This window comes from Streptomyces sp. SudanB52_2052 (assembly GCF_964272415.1).
GTDB classification, from domain to species: Bacteria; Actinomycetota; Actinomycetes; order Streptomycetales; family Streptomycetaceae; genus Streptomyces; species Streptomyces olindensis.
Window position 1 is genome coordinate 5,917,717 of record NZ_OZ186796.1, and the last position, 23,608, is coordinate 5,941,324.

At 69.7% G+C, this 23,608-nt stretch carries 18 protein-coding genes and 1 pseudogene; 12 read left to right on the forward strand and 7 right to left on the reverse strand.

Translation table 11 applies throughout. From position 1 onward, the window contains the following. Window positions 1-315 precede the first annotated feature (315 nt). From ACSUPV_RS26515 to ACSUPV_RS26530, 4 genes and pseudogenes are all read left to right on the forward strand, one after another. Complete coding sequence (locus tag ACSUPV_RS26515; RefSeq protein ID WP_037765927.1) at window positions 316-792, forward strand: single-stranded DNA-binding protein; 477 nt, start codon at window positions 316-318, stop codon at window positions 790-792. A 278-nt stretch (window positions 793-1,070) separates the two neighbouring features. Next, window positions 1,071-2,483 carry a Cys-Gln thioester bond-forming surface protein gene (locus ACSUPV_RS26520; protein ID WP_436948696.1) on the forward strand — a complete coding sequence of 471 codons (1,413 nt, stop codon included), beginning with the start codon at window positions 1,071-1,073 and terminating at the stop codon, window positions 2,481-2,483. Between the two features lie 112 nt (window positions 2,484-2,595). Then, on the forward strand, window positions 2,596-2,877 hold the full coding sequence (gene bamE / locus ACSUPV_RS26525; RefSeq protein WP_359789963.1) for an outer membrane protein assembly factor BamE domain-containing protein: 282 nt from the start codon (window positions 2,596-2,598) through the stop codon (window positions 2,875-2,877). Between the two features lie 135 nt (window positions 2,878-3,012). Continuing rightward, window positions 3,013-4,391, forward strand: a pseudogene (locus ACSUPV_RS26530) (IS1380 family transposase). A gap of 384 nt (window positions 4,392-4,775) precedes the next feature. Here the strand turns inward: ACSUPV_RS26530 and ACSUPV_RS26535 are convergent. Further along, on the reverse strand, window positions 4,776-5,138 hold the full coding sequence (locus tag ACSUPV_RS26535) for a hypothetical protein (RefSeq protein WP_359789966.1): 363 nt from the start codon (window positions 5,136-5,138) through the stop codon (window positions 4,776-4,778). A gap of 1,128 nt (window positions 5,139-6,266) precedes the next feature. Between ACSUPV_RS26535 and ACSUPV_RS26540 the strand changes: the two genes are divergently transcribed. The 3 genes from ACSUPV_RS26540 to ACSUPV_RS26550 all read left to right on the forward strand — a co-directional run bounded on the left by ACSUPV_RS26540 (window position 6,267) and on the right by ACSUPV_RS26550 (window position 12,361). Continuing rightward, on the forward strand, window positions 6,267-11,474 hold the full coding sequence (locus ACSUPV_RS26540) for a DUF6531 domain-containing protein (protein ID WP_436949946.1): 5,208 nt from the start codon (window positions 6,267-6,269) through the stop codon (window positions 11,472-11,474). Window position 11,475: 1 nt separating this feature from the next. After that, a complete protein-coding gene (locus tag ACSUPV_RS26545; protein WP_359762158.1) occupies window positions 11,476-11,757 on the forward strand; it encodes a hypothetical protein in 282 nt (93 codons plus the stop codon). A 439-nt stretch (window positions 11,758-12,196) separates the two neighbouring features. After that, window positions 12,197-12,361: a cold shock domain-containing protein gene (locus ACSUPV_RS26550; protein WP_382609314.1), complete on the forward strand. Its 165-nt coding sequence runs from the start codon at window positions 12,197-12,199 to the stop codon at window positions 12,359-12,361. Between the two features lie 291 nt (window positions 12,362-12,652). Here the strand turns inward: ACSUPV_RS26550 and ACSUPV_RS26555 are convergent, their stop codons facing one another. Continuing rightward, on the reverse strand, window positions 12,653-12,949 hold the full coding sequence (locus ACSUPV_RS26555; RefSeq protein ID WP_333933375.1) for a hypothetical protein: 297 nt from the start codon (window positions 12,947-12,949) through the stop codon (window positions 12,653-12,655). Window positions 12,950-13,541: 592 nt separating this feature from the next. Further along, window positions 13,542-13,820, reverse strand: coding sequence for a hypothetical protein (locus tag ACSUPV_RS26560; protein ID WP_382617416.1), 279 nt, complete (start codon window positions 13,818-13,820; stop codon window positions 13,542-13,544). 78 nt (window positions 13,821-13,898) lie between these two features. Here ACSUPV_RS26560 and ACSUPV_RS26565 point away from each other — a divergent pair, with 78 nt between their 5' ends. The 4 genes from ACSUPV_RS26565 (at window position 13,899) to ACSUPV_RS26580 (ending at window position 17,730) form a co-directional block, all read left to right on the forward strand. Continuing rightward, on the forward strand, window positions 13,899-14,654 hold the full coding sequence (locus ACSUPV_RS26565) for a GntR family transcriptional regulator (protein WP_382617406.1): 756 nt from the start codon (window positions 13,899-13,901) through the stop codon (window positions 14,652-14,654). Window positions 14,655-14,984: 330 nt separating this feature from the next. Beyond that, window positions 14,985-16,649: an energy-dependent translational throttle protein EttA gene (gene ettA, locus ACSUPV_RS26570; protein ID WP_037765916.1), complete on the forward strand. Its 1,665-nt coding sequence runs from the start codon at window positions 14,985-14,987 to the stop codon at window positions 16,647-16,649. Between the two features lie 2 nt (window positions 16,650-16,651). Continuing rightward, a complete protein-coding gene (locus ACSUPV_RS26575) occupies window positions 16,652-17,065 on the forward strand; it encodes an acyl-CoA thioesterase (protein WP_031120823.1) in 414 nt (137 codons plus the stop codon). Further along, window positions 17,062-17,730 (forward strand): hypothetical protein, encoded by a 669-nt coding sequence (locus ACSUPV_RS26580; protein WP_037765913.1) that lies wholly within the window; start codon window positions 17,062-17,064, stop codon window positions 17,728-17,730. Before ACSUPV_RS26575 ends, ACSUPV_RS26580 begins: the two co-directional genes overlap by 4 nt. 44 nt (window positions 17,731-17,774) lie before the next feature. On the opposite strand, the gene ACSUPV_RS26585 is transcribed toward ACSUPV_RS26580, so the two are convergent. Then, a complete protein-coding gene (locus ACSUPV_RS26585) occupies window positions 17,775-18,188 on the reverse strand; it encodes a globin (RefSeq protein WP_037765910.1) in 414 nt (137 codons plus the stop codon). A 64-nt stretch (window positions 18,189-18,252) separates the two neighbouring features. Here ACSUPV_RS26585 and ACSUPV_RS26590 point away from each other — a divergent pair, with 64 nt between their 5' ends. Further along, window positions 18,253-19,236: a methyltransferase domain-containing protein gene (locus ACSUPV_RS26590; RefSeq protein ID WP_037765908.1), complete on the forward strand. Its 984-nt coding sequence runs from the start codon at window positions 18,253-18,255 to the stop codon at window positions 19,234-19,236. Window positions 19,237-19,286: 50 nt separating this feature from the next. Here ACSUPV_RS26590 and ACSUPV_RS26595 read toward each other — a convergent pair whose 3' ends face one another. The 3 genes from ACSUPV_RS26595 to ACSUPV_RS26605 form a co-directional block, all read right to left on the reverse strand. Then, complete coding sequence (locus ACSUPV_RS26595; protein ID WP_436948698.1) at window positions 19,287-20,657, reverse strand: FHA domain-containing protein; 1,371 nt, start codon at window positions 20,655-20,657, stop codon at window positions 19,287-19,289. 70 nt (window positions 20,658-20,727) lie between these two features. Further along, window positions 20,728-22,074 (reverse strand): vWA domain-containing protein, encoded by a 1,347-nt coding sequence (locus tag ACSUPV_RS26600; RefSeq protein WP_436948699.1) that lies wholly within the window; start codon window positions 22,072-22,074, stop codon window positions 20,728-20,730. 100 nt (window positions 22,075-22,174) lie between these two features. Next, window positions 22,175-23,605 (reverse strand): PP2C family serine/threonine-protein phosphatase, encoded by a 1,431-nt coding sequence (locus tag ACSUPV_RS26605; RefSeq protein WP_436948700.1) that lies wholly within the window; start codon window positions 23,603-23,605, stop codon window positions 22,175-22,177. Window positions 23,606-23,608 lie beyond the last annotated feature (3 nt).

Genomic DNA, 23,608 nt, shown 5'->3' on the forward strand with positions numbered 1-23,608 from the left:
CACGCTCAAGGGGGTCTGAGGGGCTGAAGGGACTTGAGGGACCGGGGGAACAGAGGGACCAGAGGGGGCAGCCTGAGGGACCGGAGGGGCGCAGGGGGCCGGAGGGGCGCAGGGGGTGTAGGGCGTAAGGGGTGCGGGGGTAAGGGTGGCGCTCGGCTCACCCGTTCGGGTGGCGGTGTTGTCCACAGGCAGGCGGTGGTCCACAGCGCTCAGCGGGCCCGGCCCGGCGGCGGCAGTCTGGCGGACACAGCCGTACGGGACGGGCCCGTACGCGTGTCGGCCCGGTTCGGATTCCGGGCGAGGGAGGGGTTCGCGATGAACGAGACGATGGTCTGCGCGGTCGGCCGTGTGGCGACGCAGCCGGTGTACCGGGAGGTGGCGTCCGGCCCGTCGGCGCGGTTCCGGCTCGCGGTCACCGCGCGCTACTGGGACCGCGAGAAGAGCACCTGGACGGACGGGCACACCAACTTCTTCACGGTCTGGGCCAACCGCCAGCTCGCCACGAACACGGCGGCGTCGCTGACGGTGGGCGAGCCCGTGATCGTGCAGGGCAGGCTGAAGGTGCGCACCGACGTGCGCGAGGGGCAGAACTGGACCTCGGCGGACATCGACGCGGTCGCCATCGGTCACGATCTCGCCTGGGGCACCTCTGCCTTCCGGCGCGGAGGCAAGCAGGAGACGGTGACGTCACCGCCGCAGCCGGAGCCCAACTGGGAGACCCCGCCCGAGGATTCCGGGTCGGCCACCGACGTGCCGCCTCAACACCCGGTAGAGACACCGGCGTTGACGTGACGTCAATCACCACCCACCGGCCGTCCGAACTGTGGCTTATCGGCGAGTGCGCACTGTACGCCAGACGTGATCTGCCGATAAGCCCTGCTCACAAGGGGTCTTGGCGATAACGATTCCGAGTCGGATCACTCGTCCGACCGTCTCACCGGCGAGCATGGCTCACCGCGTCCCTAGGATGCCGGACATGGCTCTCGGGGCTTTTGGGGCCCATGAGACCTCTGATTCTGCTGGTGGGACCGTCCCCCCACGTCAACGGGTCCTGCTCGAAGGGGAATTTGGTGTTTGCTTCGTTCTCTGAGCTGTTCGTACGTCGGCGAGGGGCAGCCCGCCTCGCCGCCGCGACGGTGATGTCCGGGCTCGTCACCGCCGGCGGTCTGGCCGGTGCCGGCCAGGCGTCGGCCGCCGACGAGACGACGCAGAGCCAGGGCGGAGCGACCGCGACGATAGCCGGGCTCAAGACCTTCGGGACCGCGGTGATACACGGTGGCACCGGCGACCAGCACGTGTCGGCGGGCCTGTTCGAGATGTCCGTCGAGGGCGGCGGCATGCTGCAGACGTACTGCGTCGACCTCCACAACCCCACCCAGCGGGACGCCAAGTACCACGAGACGTCCTGGAGCGGCACGTCCCTGGGCACCAACAAGGACGCCGGCAAGATCCGTTGGATCCTGCAGAACTCCTACCCGCAGGTGAACGACCTCGCGGCGCTCGCCCACAAGGCGGGCGTCCGCGGCGCGCTGACCGAGCAGGACGCGGCGTCCGGTACGCAGGTGGCGATCTGGCGCTACTCGGACGACGTGGCCGTCGACGCGCTCGACCCGCAGGCCGAGCAGCTCGCGGACTACCTGGAGAGGAGCGCCCGGAACCTCGCCGAGCCCCGCGCCTCGCTCACACTCGAACCGTCCGCGGTCTCCGGCCGCCCGGGTGAGCGGCTCGGTCCGGTGACGGTGCGCACCAACGCCGGCAGCGCGACGGTCACCCCGCCCGCGGACGCCGCCACGAGCGGGGTCCGGATCGTCGACCGGCAGGGCAAGGCCGTCACCTCCACGCCCGACGGCGGGCAGGTGTTCTTCGAGGTGCCCGAGGAAGCGGCGGCCGGCACGGCCGAGCTGACCGTCCAGGCCTCCACCACCGTGCCGGTCGGCCGCGCCTTCGCCTCCGAGAGCCGGAGCCAGACGCAGATCCTGGCTGGGTCCAGCGAGTCGACGGTGTCGGCGACGGCCGAGGCGACCTGGCGGAAGCAGGGCCCTGTCCCTGCCCTGACGGCGGCGAAGAACTGCGCCGAGGGCGGTGTCGACGTCATCGCCTCCAACAAGGGCGACGAGCCGTTCACCTTCGAGCTCGCCGGTCTGGAGCACACCATCGCCGCCGGCGAGACCCGCACGGTGACGGTCCCGCTCCAGGAGGACCAGGCGTACGACTTCACCATCCACGGCCCCGGGAGCTTCCAGAAGCGCTTCACCGGCATGCTGGACTGCCAGATCCAGGGCAGCGGAACGGGCACGACCACGCAGACCCTGAGCGAGCCGAGCCCGGCCGCGGTGGGCGGCACGGCCTCGGACACCGACCTCGCCGAGACTGGCGGCTCCGGCGTCACGCCGCTGATCACGGGCATCGCCATCGGCCTGGTCCTGATCGGCGGGGCGACCCTGGTCGTGCTGCGGCGCCGGGAACCGACGGCGGGTGAGTGACTGCGGGGGCTGCCGGCGAGGGCTGACGGCGGGACCGACCGTTGGGGCTGACGGCGGGGCTGACCGGCCCCTCCGGGGACGGGTCCCGGCAGGCTCCGCCTACCTTGCGCCCATGACCATGGTGGAACCGGGCATGACGCGCAGGCAGGTCAGACGCCTGCTGGGGAGCCCCACGAACTCCGTCGACGACCGGCAGTTCCTGGGCCGGTACACGACCAGGTCCTACCTGGACCTGCGGGTCTGGCGCCGCCGGAGCCGGTCCGAGGCGTGGGTGTACGCGAACACGCCGGACGCGGGCCTCGCGACGTTCATCCACTTCACGCGCGGACGAGTGGAAAAGGTCCTCGTCACTCCCGTGCCCGCCCGCGGGGAACCCGCCGAGGGCGCTGACTGAACCGTGTCGACGTCGTCGGTGTCGCCGCCGCGGTGCGTCAGTGGTGGTGATCGAGAAAGCAGAAAGTGCCTCTGAGCTGCAACGATAGGACTTGCTGAGGGTCCTGTACGTGGTAGCGAAAGAGGCACTTCCCAGGTGAAGAAGAGTAGCGGGTCCTACCCTCGTGTCCGTGTCGGGAGTGGCGGTCGCCGGGTGGTTGCCCAGGCTGGCTCGGTGCTGCTGGTCGAGACGGTTCGCAAGTCCGGTCTGGATACCGCGATATCGGCGGCACTGGCGCCGTGGCGCAAGCCGCGGGCCGTGCACGATCCGGGCAAGGTCCTGCTGGATGTGGCCCTGGCCGTGGCACTCGGCGGCGACTGTCTGGCCGACGTCGGCATGCTGCGGGCCGAGCCGGCTGTGTTCGGCCCGGTGGCCTCCGACCCGACCGTCTCCCGCCTCGTCGACGCGCTCGCCGCGTCCGGCCGAAAGCTCTTGCGGCGATCCGTGGCGCACGTTCCGAAGTGCGCCAGAGGGTCTGGGAGTTGGCCGGGGCAAGCAGCCCGGCCGCCGGCGGCCAGGTGATCGTGGATATCGACGGCGTACTGGTCCTCGCGCACTCCGAGAAACAAGACGCCACCCCGACCTGGAAGAAGACCTTCGGCCATCACCCGCTCGTCGCGTTCGTCGACCACGGCCCAGCCGGGTCCGGGGAGCCGGTGGCCGCGCTGCTGCGGCCCGGCAACGCGGGCTCCAACACCGCCGCCGACCACATCGAGACCGCCCAACTCGCCCTGGCCCAGCTGCCCAAACATCTGTGGCGGGGACGGCAGACGCTGATCCGCACCGACTCCGGCGGCGGCACCCACGCCTTCCTCGACTGGCTCTCCCGGCGCGGGCGATGGCTGTCGTATTCCGTCGGAATGACCATCACCGACGCCATCCACCAGGCCGTACCGAAGATCCCGAAGAAGGCGTGGACGCCGGCCTACGACGCGGGCGGCACCGAACGGCCCGGCGCCTGGGTCGCAGAGATCACCGACATGCCCGACCTGAGCACCTGGCCCACGGGCATGCGGCTGATCGTCCGCAAGGAACGCCCGCACCCCGGCGCCCAGTTGCGCTTCACCGACCTCGACGGCAACCGGCTCACCTGCTTCGCGACCAACACCAAAGGCGGTCAGCTCGCCGACCTCGAACTGCGTCACCGCAGGCGGGCCCGCTGCGAGGACCGCATCCGAGGCGCCCGCGCCACCGGCCTGCGCAACCTGCCGCTGCACGACACCGCGCAGAACCGGATCTGGCTGGAGATCGTCTCGCTCGCACTCGACCTCCTCGCCTGGATGCCGATGCTCGCGCTGACCGGCGAGGCCCGCCGCTGGGAGGTCAAGAAGCTCCGGCTTCGGCTGTTCTCCGCCGCCGCACAGCTCGTGAACACCGGCCGTCGCTGCTGGCTCCGCCTGCCCGCCCGATGGCCCTGGACCGCTGTCATCAGCCACGCGATCGTGAGGCTCCACACTCTGCCGAACCCCGGCTGACCAGCCACATCGACCGTCCCGACAACCCGCACCACCACACCGGTGAAGTGGAACCCGGCGCCCACCCGACGCGAGAACCGGGCCCTCGGCCTGCCCCGGCCCGAAAAGACCGCACCACACAAACGCAGAGTCCCCGTCAGCAAAGCGACGAGGACTCATAAACGAGCGAGGCTAGACGGCTGAATGAAGATCCTCGAAGTTGGTCGAACCGTTCCCAGGCGGGAGGACAGCGAGGCATACGCGCGCCTGGTCGGTGGGCACACCCACCATCGTGGCCGACTGTCGTCGGCTGAGGTTCGTGCCACAACTGTGCCAGACGCAGGGGTCAGCCACGGTCAACACTGGTGCCCCGCGGTCGAGTAGCCACGGTGTCGAGGGTCGACGTCAATCCTCGCGGTGCTGAGCGAACACCTGCTTCTGCTCGTCCTGCCAGTTCCAGTTCGCCGGCCGGGAGAAAGGCAGGCTCCGGGCAAGGGCAGAGAACTGGTCGGACGGCTCCCGACTGGCCTTGTTTACCACGATCGCCGAGAGCATCGGTGCTCGTCCGTCCTCGTTGTGGTGGAGGCAGACAGCCTTGAGGAGGTAGGCCATAACTCCGCGGTGAGGCGGGATGGAGTCGAAGCCCTGTGCCGCCAACTCGGCGCTCAGCTCCCCATACGTGATGGTCTGTCCCTGCCGGGCCCGCTTCCGCAGGATCTCCACGGCCGCTTCGACCGCTGCCGGGTACTCCGGGTCCTTGATCCGCATTGCCCCTCCCCCATCGCGTGGACGTTGCCCAGCCCGCGCATCGTACCGGCCGGACACCAATCCGGTACTGCTACAAGCGGTACAGCAGCGAAGTACAGCAACCTTTCTGACCTCAGCCGACCACCAACGGCCTTCCGACCAGCCCACTGCCCCTCGATGGGCTTTCAGCCAGTAGTTCGGGACGAAGAGGTCGCTCCGTTAGGGTGCGCCGCATGACCGACGACGCCCCGGCCTGTCCTGAGTGCAACCAGACCTTGAAGTCCGGCGGTCTCGTGCTGTCCAAACGAGATGAAGACGGCCGGAGGATCTGCCGCTCTCTGTGGCGGTGTGCTGGTCGGCACACCTGGTGGCAGTGGGCGGACCGGCCGGCCGAACCGCTGGAGGTCTGCCCAGTTCCGGAGCTGTTCCGTTGACATCCAACGCTGACATCAACGAGCCCGGACGGCGGCACACAGCTGCGATCCTGGACGGCCGCCGGATCAGCCAACGATGGCATCAGGGGCGGGCGTAGATCCAACTCCCAAAGCGGGTGTCGCAGGTTCGAATCCTGCCGGGGGCACAACGCCTTACCGCTTCGACCTCTTCCCCAGGGAGGGCTCCTGTTCGACCTCGGACTCCTCGCCCGGGACCATTTGCGTGAACGGATGAGTCGCCAGGCTCTGATATCTCTCGCGACCAGGTTACTAATCCGCACCGTCCGACCCTCCCCAGCATCCACCTTGCAGACACTCTTGCTCATCTCCACGTTCACGTACGAAAAGCAACCTGGTTGGCATGGTCCAGCCATATTTGGAAGAGCGCGCACCGGACACCGATCCAGCCAGGCACTCTGCACCATGGCGGTCGGAGCCAGGGCTGCGAATCCAGCCATAGCTGCAAACCGCACTTATTTTCCACGCCTCCTGATCAAGGATCATCCCTGCACGTAGTTCACAGCCGTCACGCAAGGGATGCACAGTGCGGAAGAGATCACGAAGATCAGTCATAGCCCTGCTGGTTCTGGCCTTGATGGCCACTGCTGGCGTCGTACCGGCTTGGGCTCTGCCCGAGCAACCTGCCTCCACCCTGGCCGCCGTTCAACAGCTCAAGGCTCGGACGGCGGCGGACCTGCCGAAGCCGCCCAAGGCCATGACGTTGGCGGAGCGGCGCAAGCAGGTGAAGCAGTCCCGGGACGAGCTGTCGCCGATGCGCCGCTACCGGGACTCACCCGCCAGGAAGCCGGTGGGCAAACCCCATCCTCGGCCCGCCAAGGGCGCCGTCGAGCGCCGCCTCCTCGCCGAAGGGAGTCCGACGCGCCACCCCTTCGCGGCGGCTACTGCTGATCCGGCGTGGGTGTCGGGCTCGTCCGGGGTGTGGCCGGGGACCCTCTCGATCGGCGGGCACGTGAAGTTCTCCTCCGGTACCGGGTCGTCCTATTCGAGGCTGTTGTTGCTCATCCGGAACGAGGCGGGGACGGTCGTCAAGGCCGAGGAGATCGACAAGGCCACCTACGATCCGGAGGGAAAGGGGCATCTGGACAACGGAGCCTGGTGCTACGGCTGGTGGTCTCCCAACCCATACCCGGACCGTGCCGACGAATGCTTCTGGTGGAGTTCGAGCGCGCTGGGCGGACACCTCGAGGACGGAAAGAAGTACTACGCCCACGTCTACCTCATGGGTTCGGACGGTACTTACAGTCCGAACGGCACCACCTCTCCGCTGATCGATGCGTTCTACACCCCGGACATCCCGGGCGCGCAGGCCGGTATCTGCTCCTGCTACGCGCAGGCTCACCGCGCCGACCCGGTCAACACGGCCACCGGCATGTTCTTCGAGCAGCTCACCGACGCCCAACTGGTGGGTGTCGGCGAGCAGGTGACCCTGGAGCGCACGTATCGCTCCGACTCCACGGCGATCGGTCTGCTGGGTCGCGGCTGGGCCACGCCCTTCGATGTGAAACTGACGGTCGCATCCGGCAAGGTCACTTACCAGGCCGACGACGGGGCGAAGTTCGTCTTCACGCAGAAGAGCGACGGCACGTACACCGCGCCGGCGGGTTCGGCCGCGAAGCTGGTCAAGGGCAGCAGCACCTACAGCGTCACCACCCCTGATCACACCAAGCGCACCTTCAGCAGCACCGGTCAGCTGACGTCGGTCGTCGACCGTAGCGGCCAAGGCCTGACGCTGACGTACACGTCCGGCAAGCTGTCCTCCGTCAAGGACGCCGCCGGCCGCACCACCGGCTTCACCACGAACGCCGACGATCAGGTCACCAAGGTCAGCCTCCCCGATGCCACGTCGGTCTCCTACGCCTACACGGATGGCCTGCTGACGTCCGTCACCGACCCGGCGGGCAAGGTCTCCACCTACGGCTACAGCACCGACAAGCGGCTCTCCTCCCTCACCGACCCGGCGGGCGGCAAGGTCTCCAACACCTACGAGACCAACGGCAGGATCAGGTCCCAGACGGACCAGAAGGGCAAGACCACGTCCTTCACCTGGGACAGCGGCGGCGAAGAGTCCCACATGACAGCCCCGGACGGCGGAGTGTGGACCGACATCTATGCCGGCAACGTGCTGATGGAGAGCATCGACCCGTACGGCAAGAAGGTCTCCTACACCTACGACCGCTACCTGCGCCCGGTCGAGATCACCGACCAGCGTGGCAACACCACGTCGATGACGTACGACAGCGCCGGACGCATGCTCACCCGCAGCGCGCCCGCGTCCTTGGGCTACAAGGAGAGCTGGACCTATGACAGCGCCGGCAACGTCCTCAGCCACACGGACGGCCGCGGCAACAAGACGACGTACACCTACAACGCGTCCAACGAGCTGACCTCCAGTACCGATCCGCTCGGCGGCAAGACGACGTACACGTACACCGCACTCGGGGCCCTGGCGACCGTGACCACCCCACGCGGCAAGACCACGACGTACGGGTACGACGCGAAGGGCAACCGCACCTCTGTCACCACCCCGCTCGGTGAGAAGACCACCTTCACCTACGACGACGTTGGCCGCATCACCTCCAAGACCGACCCCCGCGGCAACACCTCCGGCGCCGACCCGACCGCCTACACCACGAAGTACACCTACGACGGCCGCGGCCTGCTCAGCACCGCCACCGACCCGCTGGGCCGCACCACCAGCTACGGCTACAACGGCGCCGAACAGCTGACCTCGGCCAAGGACCCGGCCGGCAACACCACCCGCTACGAGTACGACGACGCCGGGAACCTGACCAAGACCACCGACGCGGCGGGCAAGTCCGTCACCCGTGGCTACGACGCCGGCGGCCGCCTCACCTCCGAGACCGACCCGCTGGGCAACAAGACGACCCACACCTACGACAAGCTCGGCCGACTGCTGAGCACAGTCTCCGCCCGCGGAAACGTCACCGGCGCCGATCCGGCCGCCTACACCACCAGCTACACCTACGACGCCGCAGGAAACCGCACCAAGGTCACCGACCCCAGCGGCGCGACGGTCAGCACCGAATACGACGCCGTCAACCGGCCCGTCAAGGTCACCGACCCGCTGGGCAAAACGACCGCCTACACCTACGACGCGGTCGACAACGTCACCAAGGTCACCGACGCCCTCAGCAAGAGCGTCTCCTCGGTGTACGACAAGAACAACCGGCTGACCAGCACCACCAACGCGCTGGGCAAGACCACCACCCACGCATACGACGCCGACGGCAACCTCCTCAGCCGCACCTCCCCGCTGGGCTACAAGGAGACCTGGACCTACGACGGCGACGGCCGCCAGGCCACCACCGTCGACCCCCGCGGCAACATAACCGGAGCCGACCCGGCCCAGTACACCACCACCAACAGCTACGACGCGGCCGGCAACCTCACCACCGTCACCGACCCGCTCGGCGGCGTGACCAGAACCGAGTACGACGCGGCGGGCAACGTCACCAAGCGCACCGACGCCGACAAGCGCACCACCACCTACGGTTACGACAAGCTCGACCAGCTCACCACAGTCACCGCCCCTGACGGCGCAAAGACGGCCTACGAATACGACGCGGCGGGCAATGTCACCAAGCGCACCGACGCCAACAACCACGCGACCGCCTACGGCTACGACGCGTCCCGTCGCCTGACGGCGGTCACCGACCCCCTGGACCGCGTGACCTCCTACGCGTACGACGCCGAGGGCAACGTCACCAAGAAGACCACCCCGCGCGGCTCGACCAGCTACGTCTTCGACACCCGCGGGCTGCTCACCAAGGTCGACTACTCGGACTCGACGCCGGACGTGAGCTTCGGCTACAACGCCGCCGGGCGCATGACCGCGCGCGCCAACGCGAAGATCTCCGAGGACTTTGACTACGACGCGGTGGGCAACCTCACCAAGACCCGCGGCTTCGCCTACACCTACGACGCCGCCGGGCAGATGCTCACCCGCAAGTACTCCGACGGCAACACCATCACCTACTCCTACGACAACGACGGCCGCACGTCGTCCATGACCGCCGACGGAGTCACCACCAACTACACCTGGGACGCCGCCGGCCGCCTGACCCGGTCCGCGCTGCCCAACACCGAGACCGAGGACCGCGCCTACGACCGCGCGGGCCGGCTCACCGCGGTCACGTCGTCCAAGGCCGGGACCACCGTCACGAAGACCGCGCTCGCCCTGTCCTCCGCCGGACTGCCCACCCACGTCGACGTCACCCGGGCCAGTGTCGGCACCGGAGGCTGGGACCTCACCTACGACGCCGCAGGCCGCCTCACCTCCGGCTGTGCCCCGCAGCCCTGGGTCACCGGCTGCGCGTCCAGCCGCACCACGGCCTACACCTACGACAAGGTCGGCAACCGCCTGACCTCCACCCTCGGCACCACCAGCACCAACTACACCTACGACGCGGCCGACCAGCTCACGTCCACTACCACCGGCGCAACAACCACCACCTACGACTACGACAGCGAGGGCAACCAGACCAAGGCAGGAGCCGACACCTACACCTACGACCTGACCGGACAGATATCCGCCGCAACCGTCGCCGGCAGCAGCTACACCTACGACCACGACGCCAGCGGCAACCAGGTCACCACCAGCAAGGACGGCACGGTCACCAGCCGCACACAGTGGGACCCCAACGGCCCGCTCCCGATCCTCGCCACCGAGTACGACAGCGCCTGGGCACTCAAGCAGTCCTACCGCTACGACCCGCTCGGCCAGCCCACCGCCACCAAGACCGGCTCCGGCGCCCTCTTCTACTACCACCACGACACCCAGGGCTCCCCGGTCGACGTCACCGGCAGCACCGGCACCCTCCACCAGCGCTGGGCCTACGACCCGTACGGCGCCCGCACCCTGAACACGGTCGCCAGCGGCGCTCCCGCCAGCACTCCGTCCTACACGGGTGCCCGCTACGAGACCACCACAGGCAACCTCGACCTGCACGCCCGCCAGTACAACACCGCCAACGGCCGCTTCAACCGCCCCGACCCGGCTGCTCCCGACCGCAACAGTCCCTACGTATCGAGCTACGCCTACGCCAACAACACACCCACGCTGTACACCGACCCGAGCGGTCTGACACCCGTGCCGGGCGACGCCAACAACAACGGGAAGGTCGACAGCCTCGGCGAAGGTCTGAAGATCTTCGGCGACGGCTTCCTGCAGGGCCTGAAGGCGCCCTTCGAGTTCCTCGGCGATGCGCACGACGCCGTCACCGGACAGAACGGCGGAACCGGAGCCTTCCTCGACAAGTACCTCCCCGTCCGTCCCGCCTATCGGCTCTACCGAGCCGAGTACATGCTGCGACAGCAGGGCTGCGACGCCCTGGCCGACATGTACGCCGACGCAGCGGACGAACTCGCCCAGCAGCTCGCCGTCACCGGTGTCGGCGGTCTGACGGGGTGGCGCAGGGCCGCAGTCGAACCGGGTGGGGGACGGTACTACGGTGAGCCGAGCTCGACGCGGTTCGGACTGCCCTACTACACGCCGGAGACTCCGTCGTCAATGAGCCGCATCAACCCGGAGGGCGGCAGAAGGAACTGCGGACTGTGCGCGACCGCGGGCGACGACCTGATGGCCGGCCGGAACCCGAACGCGGTGTCCGGTGCAGATCGTCCGCTTACGCGTGCAGAAGTGTCGGCGATGACGGGCCTTCCGTTCCAGAAGGTCGGTGGCCTGAACGTTATCGTGAGTGACATGCTGCGCTGGGGACCCGGCGCTCGGGCGGTCGTAGGAGCATGGCCGAGGAAGGGTATCGGCCACTACTTCAACGTCGTCAACATCGATGGAAAGGTGGTCTTCCTCGATTTCCAGTCGGGTAAGGCAAATCCGGCGCACAAGAAGTACCGCGACTACTACGTGATGAGGACCAACTGACATGCTGGCCCCGGAGGAAGCCGAGCGCAAAGCCGCGGAGTTCCTTGCGGAAGAAAGTCGAACATGGGGGGCCTCCTCGAACGTGAGGATCATCCCTGATTACTGCTTCACGGACGGGGGACGCTTCATCGCTCCCTACGACCATGTCGAATACCTCGATCACGGACGTGAGGACATGCAACTCGGCGGGAACCTGCCGGTGGCGGTCGACCTGACCACCGGAGCCTGCTCTTTCATCACCTGGGAAGAGGCGGACGACATGATGGAGCGCGACCTGCTCTGAGGGGCGCCTCACAGGGGGCAGCGGCCCGCGACGATCGACGTCACGGGCCGCTGGCCCAACAACAGCGCGCTCCCCTTCCACGAGGGCCGTCTGGGTGAGCGGTGCGTGAGCGGAAGGTGGGGCACCGGCCGTCCAGAGCGTGGACGACGCAACGTGTCGCGTGGCGCTGACCTGCGCGGAAAGCACCACGAGACACGGGCCGACGCAACTCGGCAGGGATCCTGAGGCACTCCTAAAGCGGGTGTCGCAGGTTCGAACCCTGCCGGGGGCACCAGCCAGCCAGGCCCCGGACCGATCACGGTTTGGGGCCTTTGACGGCAGGGGACCCAAGTCGCTGGGAGATGCATGGCGGGAAGACCTGCTCAAGCCCTTGATGCCCTGAGCTTCCCGCGCTGAGGTCCCGGTACGTCGGCGCAGCCGACACTCGTATAGTCGCGGCATGGTGACTGCGACTGTCCGTGAGTGGCACGACGCCGACATCCAGACGAAGGGCTTTCATGCGCTGTCGCCGGGGCAACGTGTAAATCTCCAATGGGAAGCCCCCGGCTTCAAGCAGGACGGCTACGCCTATCGGGCAGTGAACATCGTGCCTCGGCCCACCTGACATCCACATCTGACATCAACGACGGCAGACAACAGCAGCTACGAGCGGCCCCTGACGGCCATGCCGTCCGGGCACCCGAAGCTCCTGAAGCTCCGTTGATCGAACTCCTAATGCGGTGCTCACGCACGAGCGCCCTCCCGGGCCGTCCTCGGGCCGTGGAAGGGCACTCACTGGTGACCAACGTCGACAGGTGCCGACAACTCGGCAGCAGGTCAGGAAGTCGACCGATAAGACGGCCGCAGGTCACGGCCGCCGATGATCAGTTGTGGCTGTGCAGCAGCTAAGTGCCGCTCAGGGGCGTGCACGCGCGACGGGGCCTCGTCCTCGGCTGGTCGCTACTCGCAGCACGTCCCGCAAAGCGCTGGTCAACTTGGCGGCGAGAAGATGGAGCTCCTCTAGGTCTTCGGTCTCGTCGTCGAGTACCTGGCTTGAGTGCTCCAGCAGTTGGGACGCCATCCCGAGTTGGAAGGCCTCGATGTGGTCCGCCAGGCGGGACACGTAGCCGCCTTGGTCATCGGTGCTCAGATAGCACGGTTTGCCGTCCGGTCCCGCCCACGGGAGAAGTCTGAGTTCGTCCTGTGTTGTCATCCCTGCGTGCGCCTCTCGGTGCTCTCGACGTTCGGAGCCGGCGTGCCAGTGGATGCGGAGTCGCTCACAGCCCTACTCCCGGGCCCGGACTGCCCCGGTGCCGAGTGGCACACGCATTCGCACGCCTCGTAGATCAAGGGCAGGTCGACCGGCGCTGATTCCGGAGACGACTCCGCGCAGGCGGGGTGCGTGCCGATCTGGCAAGCGGTCGAGCGGTACGAGGTGGCCGAGGCGTCCGGGCCAAGAGTCTGCCGCTGCGAGGGCATCAGTGGACCCCCAGGAGTGTCGTCCAGGCGTCGGTCGGCATCCGCGGAGCGATGACGACCGTCGGGTGCCGTCGTGCGCGTTCTTCGTGCGCCAGTACGTAGGGACGGACGAGTGCGGTGTCCTCGCCCCTGAGCGGCTGCCAGCAACTCGCCCTGTCGAGGTTCTGGCCCAGGACGGCCGTCGGCTCGTCAGCGAATGCAGAGGAAGCGGGGGCGGGTGTCGGCCGGGACGGCCGTAAGGGGCGGCGGTGCCTGCCCTTGGGGAAGTACCGCGCTCTGGTGAGCAAGGCGGCACGGCGGATACGGTTGAGCACGCTGGTCAGCTCCTATCGCTGATGGCTCGGTCCCCCGACATCGCCCGTCGTGGGGACCGCTTTGCGTACGACCGCCCAAAGGGTGCGGCCGTTCAGGCTGGTGGCTAGAAGCCCGAATCGATCGGCTTCAGCCACCGCTTCCAGGACCTCCCGCCATAAGTCGGCGGTGAGTGAGTCAGGTACCTCCGCCTCGACCGACGTGTGCCGGTCGTGCTCCTCCACGCGCGCGGGAAGCCCGAGACCGGACAGCCGGGCAGCAATGGCTGCCGCGCGAACTCCCGAAGCGGGCACAGGGCAGCCTCTGTCACCGGCGATCACTTTGAGTGAAGCTAGTTAACTAGATTTGAGCTAGTGGACTAGATTTTCCATATGCCTGAGCAGCCGCCCTACCTCCGCATCGCCGACGAACTCCGGCGGCGGATCGCGGAGCACGTGTGGGAGCCGGGGGACCGACTGCCCTCCCGCGCCCAGATCGGCCAGGAGTGCGGCGTCGGCGAGAACGTGGTTCGCCGGGCGCAGGAGCTGCTGATCTCCCATGGCGTGCTGGAAGGCCGCGCCGGATCAGGGACCTACGTCGCCGAACCCCGGCAACGGGTACGGGTTGTCCGGTCGTCTGCGCGCGAGCAGCCCGAGAAGTCGCCCTTCCGTGCGGACATGAAGGCCCTGGGCAAGCAAGGCGACTGGGAGAGCAGGACCGACGCCAAGGTGCCGGCCCCGGCCGACATCGCGGCCCGGCTCGGCATTGCCGAGGGCGACCTGTGCGTCAGGACGTCGTACGAGTTCCTGGCCGACGGCAGGCCGGTGCAGCTGTCGACGAGCTGGGAGCCGTACGACCTCACGGCAGGGACTCTCGTCGTTCTCCCCGAGGGAGGCCCGCACGCCGGGGCCGGTGTCGTGAACCGCATGGCCGCGATCGGTGTCACCGTCAGCCACGCGGTGGAGCAGCCGGAGCCGCGTCAGGCGACCGCCGAGGAGGCCTCTCTTCTGGGCATCCAGAAGGCCGCCCTCGTCACGCACATCCGGCGGACGTATTACAGCGACGACGGGCGCCCCGTCGAGACAGCGGACATCGTCGTGCCCGCAGCTCACTGCGAGATCGTCTACGAGATCCCGATCAACCGGTAGGGACAGGCTTCGCGCGCGGGCTGCGACGGTGCTTCGGTGCGTCCACGTCTGTCGCAGTGAGGGCGGTCAGCCCTGCCGTTCACGTCGCGACGGCGGCCCAACCCCGTACAACGCTGCCATCGAGTGATCACCCCTGGGCCGTCTCTGGGCCGTGCGAGGGCGCCCGAGGTCGACCAACGGCGACCGACAGTGACAGGCGAGTCTCAGCCGTCCATCTCAAAGACCCAGGTCAGGCCCGCGCAGCTATACGCGTTTCCGCCCAGGGCTGGCGGTACGGCAAGATGGGGTGTATCTGCCCACTGCCAGATTCAAGCTGCCGGACGGTTTCTCTTGGCTGAGTTCATTTACACCATGCGCAAGGCGCGTAAGGCGCACGGCGACAAGGTGATCCTCGACGACGTGACGACGAGCTTCCTGCCGGGGGCGAAGATCGGCGTCGTCGGCCCGAACGGCGCCGGAAAGTCGACGATCCTGAAGATCATGGCCGGGATCGAGCAGCCGTCCAACGGTGACGCCTTCCTCACGCCCGGTTACACGGTCGGCATCCTGCTCCAGGAGCCGCCGCTGAACGAGGAGAAGACCGTCCTGGAGAACGTCCAGGAGGGTGTCGCCGAGATCAAGGGCAAGCTCGACCGGTTCAACGAGATCGCCGAGCAGATGGCGACCGACTACTCCGACGAGCTCATGGACGAGATGGGCAAGCTCCAGGAGCAGCTCGACCACGCCAACGCCTGGGACCTCGACGCCCAGCTGGAGCAGGCCATGGACGCCCTGGGCTGCCCGCCCGGCGACTGGGCCGTCACCAACCTCTCCGGTGGTGAGCGCCGCCGCGTCGCGCTGTGCAAGCTGCTGCTGGAGCAGCCCGACCTGCTGCTGCTCGACGAGCCCACCAACCACCTCGACGCCGAGTCGGTGAACTGGCTGGAGCAGCACCTGGCCAAGTACCCGGGCACCGTCGTCGCGGTCACCCACGACCGGTACTTCCTCGACAACGTCGCCCAGTGGATCTGCGAGGTCGACCGCGGTCGCCTCTACCCCTACGAGGGCAACTACTCCAAGTACCTGGAGACCAAGGCCGCCCGTCTGAAGGTCGAGGGGCAGAAGGACGCCAAGCGGCAGAAGCGGCTGAAGGAGGAGCTCGAATGGGTTCGCTCCAACGCCAAGGGGCGGCAGGCCAAGTCCAAGGCGCGTCTGGCCCGCTACGAGGAGATGGCCGCCGAGGCCGACAAGATGCGGAAGCTGGACTTCGAGGAGATCCAGATCCCGCCGGGCCCGCGTCTGGGCAACGTCGTCGTCGAGGTCAACAACCTCACCAAGGGCTTCGGTGACAAGCTGCTCATCGACGACCTCTCCTTCACGCTGCCGCGCAACGGCATCGTCGGCATCATCGGGCCGAACGGCGCCGGCAAGACGACCCTGTTCAAGATGATCCAGGGCATCGAGGAGCCGGACTCCGGTTCGATCAAGGTCGGCGACACGGTCAAGATCTCCTACGTCGACCAGAGCCGCGAGAACATCGACCCGAAGAAGACGCTGTGGGCCGTCGTCTCCGACGAGCTGGACTACATCAACGTCGGCCAGGTCGAGATGCCGTCGCGCGCGTACGTGTCCGCCTTCGGGTTCAAGGGGCCGGACCAGCAGAAGCCGGCCGGCGTGCTCTCCGGCGGTGAGCGCAACCGGCTGAACCTCGCGCTCACCCTCAAGCAGGGCGGCAACCTGCTGCTCCTCGACGAGCCGACCAACGACCTCGACGTCGAGACCCTCTCCAGCCTGGAGAACGCGCTGCTGGAGTTCCCCGGCTGCGCCGTCGTCGTCTCCCACGACCGGTGGTTCCTGGACCGCATCGCCACGCACATCCTCGCCTACGAGGGCGAGTCCAAGTGGTTCTGGTTCGAGGGCAACTTCGAGTCGTACGAGAAGAACAAGGTCGAGCGGCTCGGCCCGGACGCCTCCCGTCCGCACCGCGCCACCTACAAGAAGCTGACCCGGGGCTGATCTTGCGGCACATCTACCGCTGCCCGCTGCGCTGGGCGGACATGGACGCGTACGGCCACGTCAACAACGTGGTGTTCCTCCGCTACCTGGAGGAGGCCCGTATCGACTTCCTGTTCCGCCCGGAGAAGGACTTCAAGCAGGGGTCCGTGGTGGCTCGCCATGAGATCGACTACAAGCGGCAGCTCGTCCACCGGCACCACCCGGTGGACATCGAGCTGTGGGTCACGGAGATAAGGGCGGCGTCCTTCACCCTCACCTATGAGGTGAAGGACGACGACGTCGTCTACGTCCGCGCCTCGACGGTGATAGTGCCGTTCGACTTCGAGGCGCAGCGGCCGCGCCGGATCACCGCGGAGGAACGCGAGTTCCTCCAGGAGTACACGGATGACGACGAGGGGGAGGCCGTCGCCGCATGACGGTGCTCCACCTCGCCGACGAGGGGGAGGCGGCGGATCTCGCGGCCTTCCTCTCCCGGCTGCTCCACTACGACCGTGGAGCCGCGGTGCGACTCCAGGCCGCCGGCACCGCGCTCGCCGTCTTCGGGCGGCCGCCGTCCTTCGAGGTGCTGGCGATCCGCGCCGTGCGGCTGGCCAAGCCGTACGAGAACGGGCTCGACGTCACGCTGGACGTGACCGTGTCCGCCGGTGAGCTGCTGGAATCGGTGGACGAGGCGGGCGCTACGGCCGCCGTGCCGGGCGCGGTGACCGGGCCGCCCTGGGCCGGTGTGCTGCCGCCGCGCGGCGGCTGGCGGACCGAGCCGGGGCTGCCCGCGCCGGACGCGCTGCGCTCCCTGGTGGCCGCCGCGGTCGCAGAGTTCCGCTCCCGCACGCAGGAGTTGCCCGACGAACGGCGCACCCGCGCCGAGCTGGACCGGATCGGGCGGGACATCTGGTCCCGTACGGTCGGCGACACGCGGCTGCCGGTGCGGGCCGTGCACGCGGCGCAGTCGCTCGGGTTCCTGCGGCCGGGGGCACCCCTGGGGCTGTTCTCGTCGGGCGCGTGGCTGCGGCTGCGCACGCCGTACGGGTCGATAGCCGTACGGCGGGCCGGGCTCGGGGCGCTGGACGTCAGCGTCCGCTGATCGTCGTCGCGCTCCCGGGATCAGATCAGCCTGAGAGCCCGTGATCAGCCCGGGGTGTTCACCATCGACGCCGCCGCGTACGTCAGGTAGTTCCACAGCGTGTGCTCGTGCTCCTCGGACAGCCCGAGTTCCTCGACGGCGACCCGCATGTGCTTCAGCCAGGCGTCGTGCGCCGCACGGTCGACCGTGAAGGGCGCGTGCCGCATCCGCAGGCGGGGATGGCCGCGGTTGTCGCTGTACGTCGTGGGGCCGCCCCAGTACTGGATGAGGAAGAGCGTGAGGCGCTCCTCGGCCGGGCCCAGGTCCTCCTCGGGATACATGGGCCGCAGCAGCGGGTCCTCGGCGACTCCCTCGTAGAAACGGTGGACGAGCCGACGGAAGGTCTCCTCCCCGCCGACCTGCTCGTAGAAGGTCTGCTCCTGAAGCGTGCCGCGCCGAATCTCTTTCACGCCCTCCATGCTCTCAGACGTGGGGACATAGGACTCAAGGCCTAGGACCCGCCCGTGCCCTTAGTGTGGGGGTATGGGCGGGCATGCTCCCGACAGGGAACTGGACGATCTCGCCGCCTCCGCGCGGGCGGCGCTGGTACGCCGGATCGACGCGAGCGGTGCCTGGGCCGCCGACCCGGTGTGGCGGGAGGCGTTCGCCGCGGTCCCGCGCCATCTGTTCGTGCCGTACTACTACGTCGGCGTCGTCGGCGGCTACGAACGCCGCTGGGGCGAGAGCCCCGAGCGCGAGGCGCGGGAGCGGTGGGTGCGCGGCGCCTACGAGGACACCCCGCTGGCGACCCGGCTGCGCGACGGCGAGCTGCTGTCCTCCAGCAGTCAGCCGTCGCTGATGGCGGACATGCTGGCCGCGCTGGAGGTCGCGGACGGCCATACCGTCCTGGAGATCGGCGCCGGCACCGGCTACAACGCCGCGCTGCTCGCGCACCGGCTGGGCGACGACAAGGTCACCACCGTCGATCTCGACCCGGAGATCACCGAGTCGGCTCGCCGGCACCTGGCCGCGGCCGGGTACCACCCGGTCGTCGTCACCGGCGACGGCGCCCGGGGCGTGCCCGAGCGCGCCCCGTTCGACCGGATCATCGCCACCTGCGCCCTTGGCACCGTGCCGCGCGCCTGGCTCGCGCAGAGCCGCCCGGGCGGCCGGATCCTCATCCCGCTCGCCACCGGCCTCGTCGTACTGACGGTGAGCGACGCCGGGCACGCCGAGGGGCGGTTCCTGCACACGCCCGCCTACTTCGTGCCGCTGCGCGGCGCGAGCCGGCCCGGGGGCGAGCCGGTCCAGCTGGGCGGGGTGCCGCGCCGGGCCAGGGAGGACGACCTGTTCCGCTTCCTGCTGGCCCTGACCCGCGGCAGCCTCGACCCGCAGGAGGCCGTCGCGCTGTGGGAGCAGGAGGGCAGGCCGCAGCGCGAGCGCTACGGCATCACGGTAAGCGGCGAGCGGGAGTGGGCCTGGCTGGACGACCCGGAGGGGCCGTACGCCTGGCCCCTCCCGTCCTGACGAGAACCGACTCCTGACTCGGCCGGCCGGGCCGACCGGCCCGGCCGGACTCAGCCGCGGCGGATCGTGATCGTCGTCCAGGCGCCCACGTGCACCCGGTCGCCGTCCTGCAGCGGCACGGGCACGAACGGCTGGATCGGCTCCTCCGAGCCGTTGACCGTCGTGCCGTTCGTCGAGTTCTGGTCGACGACCGCCCAGCTGCCGTCCGGCTGCTGGACCAGCACCGCGTGCTGGTGCGAGACGCCCGGGTCCTCCGGCGGCACCGACAGGTCGATGTCGGGGGTGTCGCCGGTGGAGTGCCGGCGGCGGCCGATCGTGATCTGGTTGCCGGTGAGCGTGCGCTGCTGCTCGGGCGAGTACGCCGGCAGGTTCAGGCCCGCGGCCTCGGGGCCGGAACGCTGCATCATCGCCATGAAGTAGTCGCGGTCCGGGCCGATGGTCGCGGTCCACGTCGCCGGTCCCTGCGGCGCCTGGGGCTGCTGCGGGAAGCCGCCGGGGCCGGGCGGGGCCTGCGTCGCGCCGGGCTGCGGGTAGCCGTAGCCGCCGCCCTGGCCGGGGCCGGGCCCGCCATGGCCGCCCGGGCCGGTGGACGACGGCGGGGAGATCACCCAGTCGTCGTCACCGCCGCCGAACGGACCGCCCTGCTGCGGCGGCCGCCGGGTCTCCTGCGGGAATCCGGGCGGGGCCGGCGGGCCGGCCTGCTGGAAGCCCTGCGGAGCACCGCCGGGGCCACCGGGACCACCGTGTCCGCCAGGCGCACCGGGTCCGCCGGGCCCACCGGGACCACCAGGCCCACCGGGGCCGGGCGGCGGGGGGACCGGCCGGGACGGGTCGGGGCCGAATCCGGGCGGACCGCCGGGGCCACCCGGGCCGGGAGGAAACTCACGCCCCGCGGGACCGCCGGGGCCGGGAGCGCCGCCGCCCTGGTGGGGCGGGCCCGAGGGGCCGCCGCCGAACGGCGGGATGGGCTCGGCCGGGCGGTTCACCTGCGACGGGCGGGAGCTCTGGTAGTCGTACGCGTCACCGCCGCCGTACGACGGGCCGGGCTGGCCCGGCGGCTGGAAACGCCCGCCCGGGCCGGGCGGGGGCGGAGCGGCGGGGGTGTACGAGGTCGCCGTGTTCGTCAGGAAGTTCCACCGGCACTCCTCGCAGAACGGGGCACCGCCCTCACGGGGCGTACGGCACTGCGGGCAGAGCTCCGGCTCGGCGTTCGGTACGGCGGACAGGTGCGGCGGGCGCCCGCCCGGGCCGCCGGGAGGGCCACCGGGGCCGCCCGGGCCGGCGGGGGGCGGGAAGCCGTAGCCACCGCCGGGCGGGGGCGGCGGGGGAGGAGGCGGAGGCACGGCACCCGCCATGCGGTGACCGCAGACCTCGCACCAGTCGTCGGAACCCGACTGGTGTCCGTTCGGGCAGGTCGGCATGTCGGCGCGTCCCTCCTTCGTTCCTACTGGGCCGCAGCTCTGGGCCACTGCTCCAGGCCGCTGCTCTGGTTCACTTCTTCACGCGAACAGTCTTGGTGGACCGGGTCTCGAGCGTCATCTCGTCGGCCTCCTCGACCTTCGCCTTCAGTCGCACAGTACCGGTCGCGGCATCGACCACGTCCACCACCTTCGCAAGCAGTTTCGCAGTATCGGCGTTCCCGGACGCACTCGCGAGCTGAACGGCCCTGCCCAGTTTGGCCGTTGCTCCATCGATATCTCCCGACTTGCGGAGATCCAGACCTTGTTGGATGGCTTGTGCCAGTTCGGCCTGGCCGGTGTAGTGGGCGACCTGGGGGTTGATCGATGTCGAGGCGACCATGTCGTCCGTCCACACGGCCCGCACCAGGCCCTGCGCTCCGAGGTTCTGGACGCTGCCGTCGGGCTGCGGGATGACCAGCGAGATCCGGGCCGCCAGCATCTCCTGGCCGATGTTCGCGGCCGGGACCTCCACGCAGACGTGGTAGTCACGGGACTCGTCTCCCCAGGAGCCAAGGGGGTAGTCGCCCGCGCGCGGGCCCGCCTCGGTGCGCCGGTCGGTCAGTTCCTCGACCGTGGGCGCGACCTGCTTGACGAACCTCACAGTCGTGTCGACCGGGGTCCACAGCCGCAGGGAGACGTCCGCGACCTCCTTGCCCATCGCCGTCTCCATCATCCGCGTGAAGTCGGCGGCGAGCCCGGCCGGATCGGCGACGATGTCGGCCGTGCCGAGCAGGGCGGAGGCGATCCCTGTGACTTCTTTCACTTCCCAGTCGGTGCCCACGCCGCGCGCGTCGCACGTGAAGCGCCCGGCGCACGCGTCGAGCGCGGCCTTCAGGTCCTGGGGCGACTCGTGCTCGTTGCGGCCGTCGGTGAGCAGGATGCCGTGCCGGATGGCGACGTCCGCGGAGGACAGCAGACGGTCGGCGAGTTTCAGCCAGGTGCCGATGGCCGTGCCGCCGCCCGCGCTGAGCGACCGCAGCGCCCGCTTGGCCTGCTCGCGGGTGGTGGCGTCGGCGACCGCGAGGCGTCCGCCGCCCGGGTAGACCTCCTTGGCCTCGTGCGTCCCGCCGATCACCGCGAAGTGGACGCCGTCGCGCAGGGTGTCGATCGCCGCGGCCGTGGCGTCGCGGGCGTTGCGCATCTTGGTCGGCGGGTAGTCCATCGACCCCGAGCAGTCGACCATGAGCGCCACGGCCGCGGACGGGCCCTGGCCGGGCGAGTAGAGGTGGGGCGCCGCGACCGCGCTGCCGACCGTGCCGCCGCCGGTCGCCGTCACCGTGACGATGGCGTTGACCTCGCCGGCGCCCTCCGGCAGGTACTCGTTCTGGTACACGTCCACCGAGAACCGGGGCACATTCGACTTCGAGAAATTGGCCATGGCTGCTTCGATCCCCCTCCAAAGCCCCCACCGCGGCGGGGTGATGACAGTGGAGCGGACCGGTCCCCTCCGGTCCGCCGAGGCGTCCCCGTACGTGGCCTCAGGCCGATCCTGCCCCCTGGGGCACGGCCGGGAACGGCACGAGCGCCACTGTTACGTTGTCGTGGCCCCCGCCGTCCAGGGCGTGGCCGACGAGCACCCGGGCGCTGTGCAGCGGGTGCGTGGCGGCGTCGAGCGGAACGACCCGGGCCATTTCCTCCGCCGCCTCGGCGTAGTTCCACAGGCCGTCCGTGCAGACGACGACCACGCCCGGCCGGTCCGGCTTGAAAGCGGCGGTGTGCGGCTCCAGTTCGTAGGCGTCCGCGCCGAGCCAGCCGGTGATCGCGTGGGCACGCTCGTCGGCGTAGGCCTCGGCCTCGTTCATCAGGCCCGCGGCGACCATCTGCGCGGCCCAGGAGTCGTCCTCGGTGAGCCGGGCGGGGGGAGCGCTCCGGTCGACCGGGACCCAGTAGGCGCGGCTGTCGCCGACCCAGCCGACGATCAGCAGGCCCGACGTCACCACCGAGCCGACGATCGTGCACGCCGGGGCGTTCTGGTGCGGGGCGTGCTCGCGGGCCGTGGCGGGCTCCTCGGCGAGCGAGTTGACGGCGCGCGAGGCGGCGACGATCGCGTCGTGCATCGCCTGCTGCGGGTGGACACCGCGCGGCAGCGCGGCCAGCAGGGTCTCGCTCGCCGCCCTGGCCGCCGCCGCGGAGGCGTCGTCGGGGCGGGTCGCCGAGGAGACGCCGTCGCAGACGATCGCCACGGAGGCGGGGGAGCCGTCGGGCAGCGCGGTGGTGCCGATGGCGAACGCGTCCTCGTTGCGGTGGTGGCGCAGGCCGCGGTCGCTGACCGCGGCCACCGGGCCGGACTCCTGCTCCATGTGGTCCCGTTCGCGCGGCTGGGCGTGGCCGCAGTTCTCGCAGTAGCCGTCGTCGTCCACGCGGCCGGCTCGGCAGGCCACGCAGACCTTGCCGCCGGTGCCCGCGGCCGGGGCGGCGGGCTCGGCGGACACCCGGGGGTCCGGCGCCTGGAGGGGGTACTCGTCGGGCTGGGTCCGGTACGCCTCGGCCGGCGTCGCGTACCCGTCGGGCTGCGGCGGCCGGTCGAACCGCACACCCGCGGCCGGGGCCGGCGGGGCGGCCGGGGGCGGCGGGGTGTTCGGCGGCAGTGCGTTCGGCGGCAGCGCGGAGCCGCCCGGGCCCGTGCCCGAGAGGTCCGTCGGCAGGTGCGCCGCGCCCGGGGCGCCCGAGCCGTCCGGCCCGGGGCCGGGCCAGGGCGCGCCGGCGGGCGGCGCCGCCGGGGGCTCGGGATACACACCGGCCGGAACGCCCTGGACGGGCACCGAGCCGTTCATGGTGATGGTCGGGTTGTCCTGAGGCCGTGCCGGCACGGCGGACAGGTCGTATCCGCACGCGCCGCAGAAACGGTCACCCGATTCGAGGGGTTCCTCGCAACTCGGGCAGGCGGACAACTGGGGCATCTGCGACATCAA